The organism is Micromonospora sp. NPDC047707 (genome assembly GCF_040704235.1).
In the GTDB taxonomy this organism is placed as follows: domain Bacteria; phylum Actinomycetota; class Actinomycetes; order Mycobacteriales; family Micromonosporaceae; genus Micromonospora.
The window spans coordinates 118217-132004 of sequence record NZ_JBEYSU010000010.1 but is presented as its reverse complement, the minus strand read 5'-3'; the positions used below and the strand labels follow the sequence as shown (position 1 = coordinate 132004).

Below are 13788 nucleotides of genomic sequence, written 5' to 3'. Positions count from 1 at the left end.
TCCTTACCGCGTGGCGGCGACGAGCACGGCGAGCAGGGCCAGCGCCGCGCCGAGCAGGGTGGTCGGGCCGGGTTGCGAGGCCGCGGTGGGCAGGACCAGGTCCAGCGCGACCGCACCGATCACCTGGCCGGCGATGGTGGCCAGGCCGAGCAGCAGAACACCGGTGAAGCGGACGATGGCGGCGGCGATCGCGATGAAGACGATCCCGATCAGGCCACCCAGGTACAGCCACGGCTCGGTGGGCAGCGCACCGGCGGGACGGCCGCGTACCGCCACGTCGACCGCGAACACGACCAACAGGGCCACCGTGCCGACGGTGAAGTTGACCAGGGTGGCGGTCAACGCGCTGCCGGCCGCCCGGCCGACCCGCCCGTTGACCGCCTGCTGCCAGGCGATGCCCACCCCGGCGAGCAGCGGCAGCAGGGCCAGCGCCAGGGCGTCCGGGTCGCCGATCCGGTCGCCGACCGCCAGCACGACCGCGACCACCGTGAGCCCCGCCCCGGCCAGGCGTCGGGCGGTCAGCGGCTGCCGGCCGGTCGGGCCGATGCCGGCCCGGTCGACCGCGAGGCTGCTGCCGGACTGGCCGGCGACCACCGCCACGGTGAAGACGGCGACGCCCAGGGTGCCGATCGTGAGGCCCTGCGTCGCCACCAGGAACGCCCCGCACACCCCGCCGAGGCACTGCCACGGACGCAACGTCCGTGCCGCCAGCGCCCCGCGCAGGGCGGCCAGGCCCCGCCGCCCGCGCGGGGTGGCGGGGACAAGCACCAGCAGCACCAGCAGGCCCCCGCCGAACGAGATCACCGCCGCGGCGATCCCGTCGGCCAGGCGTACGCCCAACTCACCGTTGATCCGGGACTGCACGGCCACGGCCAGCCCGGAGGCGGTCGCGAGGCCCACGCCGGTGATCCGGCGGGTCGCCGACGGGGTCGGCCGGACCAGCGTCCCGGCGGAGCTCACTCCTGCTCGGCCAGGGGACGGCCGTCGAAGTCCACCGCCGAGTACAGCGCCAACTTCTCCAGCCGGTGGTACGAGTCGATCACCCGGATCGTGCCGCTCTTGGATCGCATCACGATCGACTGCGTGTACGCCCCGCCCGCCTTGTACCGCACGCCGCGCAGCAGGTCGCCGGAGGTGACCCCGGTGGCGACGAAGAAGCAGTTGTCACCGGTCACCAGGTCGTCGGTGGTGAGCACCCGGTCCAGGTCGTGCCCGGCCGCGATCGCCTTCTCCCGCTCCTCGTCGTCGCGCGGCCACAGCTTGGCCTGCATGGCGCCGCCCATGCACTTGAGGGCGCAGGCGGCGGTGATCCCCTCGGGCGTGCCGCCGATGCCCATCAGCACGTCGACGTCGGATTCGCCCCGGGCGGCGGCGATGGCGCCCGCGATGTCACCGTCGGAGATGAAGCGGATGCCCGCCCCGGTGCGCCGGATCTGGGCGACCAGGTCGTCGTGGCGGGACCGGTCCAGGACGCAGACCGTGACCTCGGAGACGTCCGTGCCCTTGACCTTGGCGATGCGCCGCAGATTGTCCGCGACGCCGGCGTTGATGTCCACCACGTCGGCGTAGACCGGGCCGACCGCGAGCTTCTCCATGTAGAAGACGGCACTGGGGTCGAACATCGCGCCGCGCTCGGCCACCGCCAGCACGGCGAGGGCGTTCGGCATGCCCTTGCTCATCAGCGTGGTGCCGTCGATCGGGTCGACCGCCACGTCGACCTCCGGGCCGGTGCCGTCACCGACCTCCTCGCCGTTGAAGAGCATCGGGGCGTTGTCCTTCTCGCCCTCGCCGATCACCACGACGCCGCGCATCGGGATCGAGTTGATCAGCTTGCGCATGGCGTCGACGGCGGCCCCGTCGCCGCCCTCCTTGTCGCCCCGGCCGACCCAGCGGCCGGCGGCCATCGCTGCGGCCTCGGTGACCCGGACCAGGTCGAGGGCGAGGTTGCGGTCGAGGTCCTGTGGGGTCCGCGTCCTGGTGTTCGTCATGACGGCTCCTCCTCGCGACGGTGCGGGGTGGACCGGCAGGGCGCGGCGTCGCCGCTGCCGGCTTTGTGGCTGATCCTCACACGATCCCGGGTGGCGTGTGGTGGCGGGGCGGTGATGGGTTGGATACGTCTCGTCGGGCGGCTGCGAAGATGTCGGGGTGGAACCCGCACAGCCTGCCGACCGCGTACCCGCCGACCGCACCCCGCCGGAGGGCCAGCCGCCGGTCGACCCCGCGCCCGCCGGAGCCGTACCCCCGGGGGAGCCGGCCCTGGTGGAGCCCGTCGGTGCCCCGGCGACGCCGCCCACCGCGGGCGCGGCGGAGACCGGGGAGCTTCCGGCCCCGCCACCCGCCGCGGACGCGCGTCGCTCGGAGCGCTCACCGAAGGACATGGCGATCTCGCTGCTCGTGCTGCTGATCCCCATCGCCCTGCTGCTCGCCTTCTACCGGGGCTTCCTCGGCGGCGACCAGCCCACCGTGGTCGACCCGGCACCCGCGCTCGCCTCGGCGCGGGCGGCGAACGCCTTCCCGGTCAGCCAACCGGAGGGCCTGGGCGAGGGGTGGCGCCCGGTCAACGCCTCCTTCCAGCAGGTCGAGGGCGGTGCGACGCTGCGCCTGGGGTACCTGACGCCGGAGGGCCGGGGCGTCCAGGTGGTGCAGAGCAACGTGCCGGCGGAGCGGCTGCTGCCCGCCGAGCTGACCGACCAGGGCCAACCTCAGGGGCAGACCGACCTCGGGGGGCGTACCTGGCAGCGGTACACGGCCCGGGGCAACGAGCAGGCGCTGGTGCTGCTGGAACCGGCCCGTACGGTGATCGTCGTCGGTGACGCGCGGGACAACGAGCTACGGGCGCTGGCCGGGTCGCTGGGCTGAGCGCGCCCCCCACGGGTCGGGAAGATCGGCTAATCTGCCTCGGCTCGATGCCCGGCGGATTCGTCCCGCCGGGTGCCGTCCTGTTTCGAAGAGAGATGATTGTGAACATTCGACGGTGGACCGTCGGCGTCCTCGCCGCCACCCTTTTCGTTCCCGGCCTGGCCGCCTGCAACTCCGGCTCCACCGAGCCGACCAGCGGCGCGAGCCCGGTCGTGCCGGCCGACCCGAAGGAGGCGCTCCTCGCCTCGACCAAGGAGATCGAGAAGGGCAACTTCAACTTCACGCTCACCGGCGACGGGCTTACCGGGCAGGGCCTGGTGCACAAGCCCAGCAACAGCGCTCAGTTCACCGTGACCTTCGACGAGGACTCCGAAGCGGCCGGGATGTCCATGGAGTTGATCTACATCCAGTCGGACAGCTGGATGAAGCTCGATCTCGGCGCGCTGGCCGAGAGCCTTCCCCCGCAGATGACCGCCCAGCAGGACAAGTACCAGCACCTCGACCGGTCCCGCATCAAGGACTCCGAGGCGCTCGCCTTCGACCTGGAGGACGTCGACCCGGCCGGCGCCGACGTGCTGTTCAAGGCGGTGACCGACGTGCAGAAGACTGGCGAGGGCGCGTACGCCGGCAAGCTGGACGCCACCGCCGCCACCGATGCGGAGGCCCTGGACGCCGATGTGCTGAAGGCCCTGGGTGACCAGGCCAAGGCGCTGCCGTTCACCGCGAAGCTGGACACCGAGGGCCGGCTCACCGAGCTGGTCATCTCCGTGCCCGCCGCCGGCGACACCAAGGCGCACGACATCAAGGTCACCTACGCCGACTACGGCGCCGCCAAGGGCGCGCAGAAGCCGCCGGCGAACCAGGTCGTCGAGGCTCCCGAGTCGACCTACGAGATGCTCAGCTAGGACGACCCGACGGACGAGGGGCTACCTCCCGACGCCCCTGCTCGGGCCTGTGTCGACGTCACCGCGGACGCCGGCGCAGGCCCGTTCCGCGTTCTGCGGCCGGGTCGTCCGGGCGGGGATCCGGAGACGCCGGTGATTGCGTGACGCGACGGCAGGGAACAGACAGGGGTGCGACCTGACCGGCTCCGGCAGCCGGACGTGGCTCGCGCGGCGCGGCCGGCGGTGGCGCGCGCCGCCCGGTACCGGCCGCCGCGAGGCGTGCCGGGTGACCCACCTGGAGACACGCATGACTGTTCGACGTCTGAGCGCCGGCCTGATGGCCGCCGCGTTGTTCGCACCCGGTCTCGCCGCCTGCAACGCCGACGGGACCCCGCAGGGCGGCTCGTCCGGCACGCCGACGGCCACCGCGTCCGGACCGGCTCCCGCCACCGGCGTCCCCGCCGACGCCAAGCAGGCGCTGCTGGACTCGACGCGGGAGATCAGCAACGGCAACTTCCGCTTCACCATGTCCGGTGGCGGGTCCACCGCCGAGGGGCAGGTGCACGAGCCCAGCCAGAGCGCGCAGATGAAGGTGGTGCTCGGCAAGCCGACCGACGACCTGTCGATGACCCTCGACCTCGTCCACATCAAGCCGGACAGCTGGGTGAAGCTGGATCTCGGCGGCCGGACCGCCAGCAGCGTGCCCGGCGTGCAGAAGCTCAACCTCGGCAAGTACCAGCACCTCGACCAGTCCCGGATCCAGGGGAACCGGAACCTGGGCTTCGACTTCGACCAGGTCGACCCGGCCGGCAGCACGGTGCTCACGCAGGGCATCACCGAGGTACGGAAGACCGGCGAGGGCACGTACGCCGGCACGCTGGACGCGTCGAAGGCCGCCGACGCCGGGTCGGTCGACCCCGCCGTGATCACCGCGCTCGGTCCGCAGGCGCGTACGGTGCCCTTCACCGCCAAGCTGGACCCGCAGGGCCGGCTCAGTGAACTGGTCCTCCAGATCCCGGCCGCCGGCCAGTCGGCCGCGCAGGAGATCCGGATGGCGTACTCCGACTACGGCAACGCCACGCCGGCCCAGCAGCCGCCGGCCGACCAGGTGGTCGAGGCGCCCGCCGAGTTCTACAACCTGTTCACGTGACGGGCGGCGCGGGCGGCCTCCGGCCGCCCGCGCCGGGACGCACTCCGGCGGCCCCGCCGCCGCCTCGTGGGTTTGCAGGAACGCGGCCCCTCCGGGGGGCGGACCTTCCCGGGATCTGGCGACCGGGGCGGTCAGGACTCGGCGGCCTCCTGGCGGGCGGCGTCGAGGCGGGCGCGGGCGCCGTCCAGCCACGCCTGGCAGACGCCGGCCAGCTTCTCGCCGCGCTCCCAGAGCGCCAGCGACTCCTCCAGCGTGGTGCCGCCGGCCTCCAGCCGCTCGACAACCGACGCCAGCTCGGCGCGGGCCTGCTCGTAGCTGAGCCGCTCGTCCTTGGTTTCCTCGCTCATCGACCCCATCCCATCACACCCGGCGGACACCGCCGGACGGACGGTGTCAGCCGTCCACGGTCGCGGCCAGCTCGCCGTCGGCGAGGCGTACCCGAAGCGGATCCCCCTTGGCGACCTCGGACGCCGCGCGGACGACGTGGCCGTCAGCGCGCTGCACGATGGCGTACCCGCGGTCGAGGGTGGCGGCGGGGGACAGGGCGCGCAGGCGGGCCAGCGTGTGCCGCAGGTCGTCGTCGGCGGCGGCCAGCCGGTGGTCGAGGCAGCGCAGAGCCCGCTGGCGCAGCCCGGTCACGTCGGTCGCCCGCTGCTCGACCATCACCTGCGGCCGGGCCAGCACCGGCCGCGACCGGAGCAGGTCGAGGCGGTGCGACTCCCGGTCGACGAGGTTGCGGACCGCCCGCTCCAGCCGGGACCGGGCCTGCCCGATGAGGCGGACCTCCTCGGCGAGGTCGGGAACCACGCGCTTGGCCGCGTCGGTCGGGGTGGACGCGCGGACGTCGGCGACGTAGTCGAGCAGCGGCGCGTCGGTCTCGTGGCCGATCGCGCTGACCACCGGCGTACGGCAGGCGAAGACCGCCCGGCACAGCGCCTCGTCGGAGAAGGGGAGCAGGTCCTCGATGCTGCCGCCGCCCCGGGCAATGACGATCACGTCGGTGGTTGGGTCCGCGTCGAGCACCTTCAGCGCGTCGATGATCTGCGGTACGGCCGACGGCCCCTGCACGGCCACGTTGACCGTCCGGAACGCCACCGCCGGCCAGCGTCGCCGCGCGTTGGTGAGCACGTCCCGCTCGGCGGCGCTCGCGCGACCGGTGATGAGCCCGATCCGGTTGGGCAGGAACGGTGGCCGGCGCTTGCGCGCCCGGTCGAAGAGCCCCTCGGCGGCCAACAGCTTCTTCAGCTTCTCCAGGCGGGCCAGCAGCTCGCCGAGCCCCACCTGACGGATCTCGTCGGCGCGCAGGCTCAGGGTGCCCCGGGCCGCGTAGAACTCGGGCTTGGCGTGCAGCACCACGCGGGCGCCCTCGCGCAGCTCCGGCGCGCCGGAGTCCAGTACGTCCCGGTTGGTGGTGACGGTCAGGCTGAGGTCGGCGGACGGGTCCCGCAGGGTGAGGAAGACCGTGCTGGCCCCGGGACGGCGGCTGATCTGCGCGACCTGCCCGTCCACCCACACCCAGCCCAGCCGGGCGATCCAGGCGCCGATCTTCTGGCTGACCACCCGGACCGGCCACGGCTCCTCGGAGCTGCTCCGCGGGATCTCCGCTCCCGTACCCACCCGCCCACCCTAGTTCCCACCCCCGACCACGCCCGCGTCGATCATGAGGTTGACGGGTGCCGAAAAGATCGAACCACCCGTCAACTTCATGATCGAAGGGTCGGGCAGGGGGCTGTGGTACGGGTCGCAGGCGCTGCCGGTGGGAGAGCCGGCACGTACGATGGGCGGGTGACTGAGGCTGAAGCGACGTCCCGGACCGGCAAGCGCGTGATCCTGGCGAAGCCCCGCGGCTACTGCGCGGGCGTCGACCGGGCGGTGCAGACCGTCGAGGAGGCGCTCAAGCTCTACGGCGCGCCGATCTACGTGCGCAAGCAGATCGTGCACAACAAGCACGTGGTCCGCACCCTGGAGGCCCAGGGCGCGATCTTCGTGGAGGAGAACGAGGAGGTGCCGGAGGGCGCCACCGTCATCTTCTCCGCCCACGGCGTCGCCCCCGAGGTGTACGAACAGGCGAAGGCGCGCTCGCTGAAGGCGATCGACGCGACGTGTCCCCTGGTCACCAAGGTGCACCAGGAGGCGAAGCGGTTCGCCGCCGAGGACTACGACATCCTGCTGATCGGCCACGAGGGGCACGAGGAGGTCGTCGGCACCTCCGGCGAGGCCCCCGAGCACATCCAGCTGGTCGACGGGCCGGAGGGCGCCGACCGGATCACCGTCCGCGACCCGAACAAGGTCGTCTGGCTCTCGCAGACCACGCTGTCGGTGGACGAGACGATGGAGACGGTGGCGCGCCTGAAGAAGCGGCTGCCGATGCTCCAGTCCCCGCCGAGCGACGACATCTGCTACGCGACCAGCAACCGGCAGCACGTGGTCAAGGAGATCGCGCCGGACTGCGACGTCGTGATCGTCGTCGGCTCGAAGAACTCCTCCAACTCGGTCCGCCTGGTCGAGGTGGCCCTCGACGCCGGCGCCCGCGCCGGTCACCTGGTCGACTTCGCGCACGAGATCGACGACGCCTGGCTGGAGGGCGCGACGACGGTCGGCCTGACCTCGGGCGCCAGCGTTCCCGAGGAGCTGGTCCAGGACGTGCTGGCCCACCTCGCCGCGCGCGGCTTCGCCGACGTCGAGGAGGTCGTGACCGCCAACGAGCGGCTGACCTTCTCCCTGCCACAGGAACTCAAGCGGGACATGAAGGCCGCCGCGGCGGCCCGGGGTTAGCGTGGAACGCCGGCGGCCGCCGGTACGTCAGATACGGGTATGAGGACCCTTCGGCTCGCCGTCCCGGCACTGGCCGTCTGCCTGGCGCTCGGCGCCTGCGGCGGCCAGGGTACGGGCGACGGCACCCCCACCCCGACGGGAGCATCGCCCGTGACCGACTCGCCGATCCCGGAGCCGACCACCCCCGGCGCCGTCCCGCCGACCTCGCCGGCCGCCCCCACGCAGCCGGTGCCGACGGTCAGCCCCAAGCAGCCAGGCGGGCCGACCAAGCCACCGCCGGTCGGGGCCGCCACATTGACCGGGAAGGTCGAGTCCGGTGTCGAGCCCGGCTGCCTGCTGCTCGACGGGTACCTGCTGATCGGCGGCCCGCGCGACGTGCTGACCGCCGGCGCCACGGTGACGGTGACCGGGAAGATCCAGCCGGACATGATGACCACCTGCCAGCAGGGCATCCCCTTCCTGGTGGAGACCGCCTCCCGGCGGGGCTGACGCGCCGGACGCCGAGGAGGCCCTCCGGGGCTTCCGAGACCTCGCGACACGTGACAGGAGCCCGCCCCCGGCGGACCGGGGACGGGCTCCTGCTGTCCTGCGATGGGTCAGTTCACCGAGCCGATGGAGACCGCGCCGCGGCCGACGACCGCGCCCTCCGTGGTCACCACGGCCAGCTCACCGAAGAGCTGCCGGCCCGCGGCCGGGGTGGACTGGGCGGTCACCGCACCGGTGAGGGTGGCGGTGGCGCCGTGGGCGAGGGTGAGCGGGGTCGCCGACGCGGAGAGGTTGCCCAGCGCCGCCGCCGAGAACGAGTCCCGGTAGTCGTACGCCGTGCTGCCGCCGGCACCGTCCACCGCGTACCCGTCGACGACCACCCGGTAGGTGCCCGCCACCGGGTTGGCGATGGTCACCGCCTCCTCCGAGTCGCCGTCCGCGGCCTGGCCGACCGGGGTGGTACCCCGGAAGACGTACAGGTCGAGGTCCGCGGCCGCGTTGGCCGGGTTGCCGATCCGGGCGGTGAAGCTGGTCGCGCCCGCCGGCACCTCGACGGTGAACTCCTGGGTGGTGTGTTCGACGATGGTCGGCCGCTCCGCGTGGACGCTGGAGAGCGGGCCGCCCTGGCCGGTCACGGTGACCGGGCCGAAGGTGTTCTTCAGCGACCACGAGACCGGGGTCGCCGCACCGGCGTCGACTGCCGGCAGCTCGACCACGGCCGGCTCGACCGCGACGCCCTGGACCCGCGCCTGGATGTGGTACGGGTTGTTCAGCGACGGCGAGGTACGCCGCGACTCCACCTCGATCTCCCAGACGCCCGGGATCGGGTTCTGGTAGTCCCGCTCCTGCGGCTTGCAGGTGGCGGCGTTGGAGAAGTTGGTGTAGCAGGCGAGGCTGGAGGTGCTCTCCACCGGAACGCCGTACGGGTTGAACGCGATGAACCGGGTCTGCGAGCCGGTGGCGATGCCGGAGAGGTTCACCTGCAGCGCACCGGCGCCCGGCGGCACGGTCACGAAGTACGACGTGGTGCTGTTCCGGTCCACCGAGCCCTCGGCGGCGTAGGCGAAGTCCGGCTTCCGGACGTCGTTCGATGCCACCACCACGGCGGAGACCTCGAAGTCGACGGTGTTGGTCGCCGGGTCGTCGACCGTCACGATCGTGCTGTGCGCGCCCGCGCTCTTCGGCTTGGCGGTCACGGCCAGGGTGACGGTCTTGTTCAGCGGAAGCGCGACGGTCTTCGGCGCCTTGAAGGTGCCGTCGTTGCCCCGCAGGCCGACGTTGTGCTTGATGGTGCCGGCCGGCCCGCTGGTGCGGGTCAGCTTGACCTGGTAGGTCTTCGACTGCCCGACCTTCTGGCCGCCGTCGGCGGAGCCGCACCGGTTGTAGACGCCGGTGCCCCGGTTCGGGGTGGCGAGCTGGTCGGAGAGCACCGTGCAGACCGGGGCGTCGGAGGTGTAGGAGCGGGTGTCCACGCCCTGGCGCAGCAGCTTCCACGCACCCGGCACGTCGAACATTCCGTAGCCCTGGGCGTACGTCGGGACGTCCTTGATCGGCTTGGCGGAGCTGTAGATCGCCCGACGCAGCGCGGCCGGCGTGATGCCCCGGTCGGTCGCCCTGGCGGCCGACAGCAGCAGCGCCGCGGCGCCGGCGGCCTGCGGGGAGGCCATCGAGGTGCCGTTGAACATCCCGTAGCCCGGCGGGAGGGCGTAGCCGGCCTCGGCGACCGGGCTGCCGGCCTGCCAGACCGGGGTGGTGGAGATGGCCGAGCCCGGCGCGGCGATGTTCGGCTTGGCGCCGCCGTCCTCGCGCGGACCCCGGGAGGAGAAGTTGAACAGGGCGTTCTTCTTCTTCACGACCGAGCCGTAGTTGGCCAGCCAGGTGTCCTTGCTGACGCTGGCGGCAACGCTGACCACGTTGGACGAGGCCGACGGGTCACCGATGGTGTTGACACCGGGGCCGCTGTTGCCGGCGGAGATGAACATCTGCACGCCGTACGTGGTGATCAGGTTGTTGTACAGCTCGGCGCGCGCGTTGTTGCCGTCGTTCAGCGCCGGCAGGCCGCCGATCGACATGTTGACGACGTGGACGCCGCGGTTGATCACCAGGTCGGCCATGCCGGTGGTGAGGGCGGCGAACGTGCAGCCACCGCCCCACGAGCAGGCCCGGGCAGAAACGATCTTGGCGCCGGGCGCCGCACCGTCGAACGCGTCGTTGCCCAGCATGTCGTTGGCGGCGGTGATGCCGGCGACATGGGTGCCGTGCGCGCTCTCGATGATGCCGATGTTGACGTAGTCCGAGGTGCCCGGGAAACCGATCGGGCTGGTGTTGACGCCCTTGCGGTACTCGACCACGAACGACATCCGCTCCTTGACCGGCGTTGCCGGGTTGTCGGTGCCGAAGTAGCCGATGTCGAACTTCTCCTTGTACGGCCGCATCATGGCGTCGTCGGTGAAGTTGTTGTTCTGGTTGCTGTCGACCCAGATGTCATTGGTGGCCGGGTTGTAGAGCACCCCGAAGACGTCGGTGATGTCGCCGTCCCGGTTGACGTCACCGCCCGGCTCACTGTTGCGGGTGATCCGCTCAAGGAACGTGGCGAATCGGTAGGAACCGCTCGGAGCGGTCCAGGTTCCCTCGGGGGTGGTGAAGGAGGGGCCGGTGACCTGGGTGTTCATCCGAAGCCAGGTCGGGTCCTCGAACGGGTCCGTCGCGGTCACCCAGTCGACGATCTTCCGCTCACCGGTGGTGGTCTGCTGCAGCGCCGGGTGCTCCAGGTCCACGCCGGAGTCCATGATGCCGATGGTGATGCCGCGACCGTCCCACTCCGGGTTCTGGTCGACGAACCGCACCGCGCCGGTCTCGTTGGTCGGCATGTACGGGTTGTCGGAGCGGGTGTCGGCGCCCGGGCCGCTCAGCGTCGCGCCCTGCCGGGCCGCCTTCTTGCCTGACGGTGCGGTTTCCGGCTTCGGGTCGGGGAGCTGGATCTTCTCGTCCAGGTCGACCGCGGAGACGCCGGGCAGCGTGGCGGCCTTGACCACCTTGTCGGTGGGGACCTTCGCCAGGACGTAGCCGATCGTGTCGTACCGCTCGGTGACGGCCGCGCCGAGACCCTTCAGGTCGTCGGCGACGTCCTTCGCCTCGCCCTTGTCCGTCGCCACGATGAGCGTGACATTGGGGGCCTTCTTTGCTTCCGCCTCGGCGAGCAGCTTGGCGTCGTGGGCACCCAGCACCTCGACGGGGGTGGCCGGTGCGGAGCCGGGTGTGGTGGGTGCGGCGCTCGCGGTGGCGGCGCCGCCCGCGACGGTGACGGCACTGGCGGCCATCACCGACGCGAAGAGCGCGGCGGAGGTACGCCGGCTCAGGTTCCGGGGTTTGCTCACGTTCTCTTCCTCCAGAGAACAGGGCCCTCAGATACAGGGCACGCGTGAGCGAAATCCTTCGGGGTGTCGATGTCCGATGTCACTACCGGGAAGTTCGTTGTGACCATCTCGTGACATGCGCGGACACGCACTGTCACATCCAGCGGTCCACATGGACGGACCGTGACCGTCCACTCAGGTGCCGGGCTTCAGCAGCTCCGGAGCCTGGGGCTGGCGCGGAGTGATCTCGACCTGCGCCGGCGTCGTCAGCTCCTCGTCCGAGACGCCCAGCTCGGCGAGCTTGCGGGCGCTGACCAGCACCCGCGCCTCCAGGGAGCCAACCGCCCGGTTGTACGCGGTCACCGCCCCGCCGAGCGACGCGCCCAGCTTGCTCACGTGGTCGCCCAGCGTGGACAGCCGTCCGTACAGCTCCCGGGCGAGTGAGTGCACGGCCACCGCGTTGCGGGCCAGCGCCTCCTGCCGCCAGGAGTACGCGACCGTACGCAACAGCGCGACCAGGGTCGCGGGCGTCGCGAGCACGACGTTGCGGGCGAACGCGTGCTCCAGCAGTGTGGGGTCGCGCTGCAATGCGACGTCCAGGAACGGGTCGGCCGGCACGAACAGCACCACGAACTCCGGTGTCTGGTCGAACGCCGCCCAGTACGACTTTGCGGCCAGCGCGTCGACGTGGGCGCGCACGTGCTTCGCGTGCGCGTCGAGGTGGGCGTCGCGGCCACGTTCGTCGCGGGCCTCCATCGCCGTCAGGTACGCCTCGAACGGCGCCTTCGCGTCGACCACCACCGACCGGCCGCCGTGCAGCCGCACCACCAGGTCGGGGCGGACCCCCTGGTGGTCGGTCGCGGCGGTGACCTGCTCGGCGAAGTCGCAGTGCTCCAGCATGCCGGCCGCCTCGACGATGCGACGCAGCTGGTGCTCGCCCCACCGGCCCCGGACCTGGGGTGCCCGCAGCGCCGCCACGAGCTGTTTGGTCTCGGTGCGCAACTCGCCGGAGACGGTGCTCATCGCACGGACCTGTTCGCGCAGCTCGGCGTACGCGTCGACCCGGTCGCGTTCCAGCTCGGCGACGCGCTGCTCGTACCGCCGGAGGGTCTCGTGCAGCGGCGCCACCGCCCGGGCCACCGCCTCCTGGGACTGGGCGGTGGCCTCGTAGCTGAGCGCGCGCATGGACTGCTCCAGCCGCCCCTCGCCCTCCCGGGTGGCCGCCAGGGTGGCCTCCAGCCGGGCGATCTCGGTGGCGGACCGGACGCGGGCGGCGTACCAGCCCACGGCGCCGCCCGCGGCGAGGCAGACGACCACCACGGCCAGCGTCGGAAAGTCCATGCCGCCGAGCTTGCCAAACGGGTACGACCGGGCGCGCGTGGGTAGGTACGCGTCATGGAACTTCTGCTGTGCCTCGGCATCGTGGCTCTCGGCGCGGTGATCGCCTTCGCGGTCGCCCGTGCCCAGGCGGGTGCGCGCCGCGGTGACGAGCTGGCCGACGCGCGGGCGGAGGCGCAGCGCTGGTACGAGCGACTCGGCGGGCAGCTGATGAACCTCCACGGGGAGGAACCCGCGGTCCGGCAGGCGCTGGCCGACGCCGGGGAGCGGTACAACGCGGCCGGCTCCCAGCTGGAGCAGGCGCGGACACCGCACCAGTTCGCGCTCGCCCGGGAGACGGCGCTGGAGGGACTGGCGTACATCCGGGCGGCCCGGACCGCGATGGGCATCGACCCCGGGCCGGACCTGCCGCCGCTCGCCGCGGCCAGAGGTGCCGGGCAGCTCACCCGGGACCGCGAGGTGGACGTGCAGGGTCAGACCTTCAAGGCCGGCCCGCAGCCCGGCCGGGACACGCCCTACTACTACCCGGGTGGGCGGTTCCAGGGCCGGCCGGTGCCGGCCGGTTGGTACTCGACGCCCTGGTGGAAGACCGCGCTGGGCGCCGGCGCAGGCGTGGTCGGCGGCCTGCTCATCGCCGACGCGCTCTTCTCCCCGATGTGGGGCGATCCCGGGTACGGCTACGGCACCGGCTACGAGGAGGGCTTCCAGGACGGGGCCGACCAGGGCGACGCCGGCGGTGCGGGCGGCGGTGACGTGGGCGGCGAGGGCAGCGGCGGTGCGGGCGCCGGCGACTTCGGCGGCGGCGATTTCGGCGGCGGCGACTTCTGAACCGCCGCCGAGCGGTAAGGAGGGGTGGCGGGGTTAAAACCCCCGGGTTAAAATGGTGACCCACAGAACCAAAAACGGAATAAGGGGGGGCCTGCGAAGAGCCCACACCGGG

General features: G+C 72.3%; 12 protein-coding genes. 6 read left to right on the top strand and 6 right to left on the bottom strand.

All coding sequences use genetic code 11. The annotated features are described in order from the left end of the window. Nucleotides 1–3 precede the first annotated feature (3 nt). Nucleotides 4–960: a DMT family transporter gene (locus AB0873_RS14290; RefSeq protein WP_366600132.1), complete on the bottom strand. Its 957-nt coding sequence runs from the start codon at nt 958–960 to the stop codon at nt 4–6. After that, complete coding sequence (gene glpX / locus AB0873_RS14285; protein ID WP_366600131.1) at nt 957–1988, bottom strand: class II fructose-bisphosphatase; 1032 nt, start codon at nt 1986–1988, stop codon at nt 957–959. Before glpX ends, AB0873_RS14290 begins: the two co-directional genes overlap by 4 nt. 157 nt (nt 1989–2145) lie before the next feature. Between glpX and AB0873_RS14280 the strand changes: the two genes are divergently transcribed. The 3 genes from AB0873_RS14280 to AB0873_RS14270 all read left to right on the top strand — a co-directional run bounded on the left by AB0873_RS14280 (nt 2146) and on the right by AB0873_RS14270 (nt 4893). Continuing rightward, entirely contained in the window at nt 2146–2859 is a 714-nt protein-coding gene (locus AB0873_RS14280) for a DUF4245 family protein (RefSeq protein ID WP_366600130.1), read from the top strand. 101 nt (nt 2860–2960) lie between these two features. Further along, nucleotides 2961–3764, top strand: coding sequence for a hypothetical protein (locus AB0873_RS14275; protein WP_196255774.1), 804 nt, complete (start codon nt 2961–2963; stop codon nt 3762–3764). Between the two features lie 286 nt (nt 3765–4050). Continuing rightward, nucleotides 4051–4893 carry a hypothetical protein gene (locus AB0873_RS14270; protein WP_366600129.1) on the top strand — a complete coding sequence of 281 codons (843 nt, stop codon included), beginning with the start codon at nt 4051–4053 and terminating at the stop codon, nt 4891–4893. A gap of 131 nt (nt 4894–5024) precedes the next feature. Here the strand turns inward: AB0873_RS14270 and AB0873_RS14265 are convergent, their stop codons facing one another. Both AB0873_RS14265 and xseA read right to left on the bottom strand, forming a co-directional pair. Next, complete coding sequence (locus tag AB0873_RS14265) at nt 5025–5240, bottom strand: exodeoxyribonuclease VII small subunit (RefSeq protein ID WP_155328857.1); 216 nt, start codon at nt 5238–5240, stop codon at nt 5025–5027. 46 nt (nt 5241–5286) lie between these two features. Continuing rightward, nucleotides 5287–6510: an exodeoxyribonuclease VII large subunit gene (gene xseA / locus AB0873_RS14260; RefSeq protein ID WP_366600128.1), complete on the bottom strand. Its 1224-nt coding sequence runs from the start codon at nt 6508–6510 to the stop codon at nt 5287–5289. Between the two features lie 168 nt (nt 6511–6678). On the opposite strand from xseA, the gene AB0873_RS14255 reads away from it, so the two are divergent. Continuing rightward, nucleotides 6679–7668, top strand: a complete 990-nt coding sequence (locus AB0873_RS14255) for a 4-hydroxy-3-methylbut-2-enyl diphosphate reductase (RefSeq protein WP_155328855.1) — start codon at nt 6679–6681, stop codon at nt 7666–7668. A gap of 39 nt (nt 7669–7707) precedes the next feature. Next, the gene (locus AB0873_RS14250) at nt 7708–8157 is read left to right on the top strand and encodes a hypothetical protein (protein ID WP_155328854.1); all 450 of its coding nucleotides are present in this window, start codon (nt 7708–7710) and stop codon (nt 8155–8157) included. A 107-nt stretch (nt 8158–8264) separates the two neighbouring features. Here the strand turns inward: AB0873_RS14250 and AB0873_RS14245 are convergent, their stop codons facing one another. Further along, nucleotides 8265–11531, bottom strand: a complete 3267-nt coding sequence (locus AB0873_RS14245) for a S8 family serine peptidase (protein ID WP_366600127.1) — start codon at nt 11529–11531, stop codon at nt 8265–8267. Nucleotides 11532–11705: 174 nt separating this feature from the next. Continuing rightward, nucleotides 11706–12851 (bottom strand): DNA recombination protein RmuC, encoded by a 1146-nt coding sequence (rmuC, locus tag AB0873_RS14240; protein ID WP_366600126.1) that lies wholly within the window; start codon nt 12849–12851, stop codon nt 11706–11708. A gap of 54 nt (nt 12852–12905) precedes the next feature. Between rmuC and AB0873_RS14235 the strand changes: the two genes are divergently transcribed. Beyond that, nucleotides 12906–13676: a hypothetical protein gene (locus AB0873_RS14235; RefSeq protein ID WP_366600125.1), complete on the top strand. Its 771-nt coding sequence runs from the start codon at nt 12906–12908 to the stop codon at nt 13674–13676. The last annotated feature ends 112 nt before the right edge of the window (nt 13677–13788 follow it).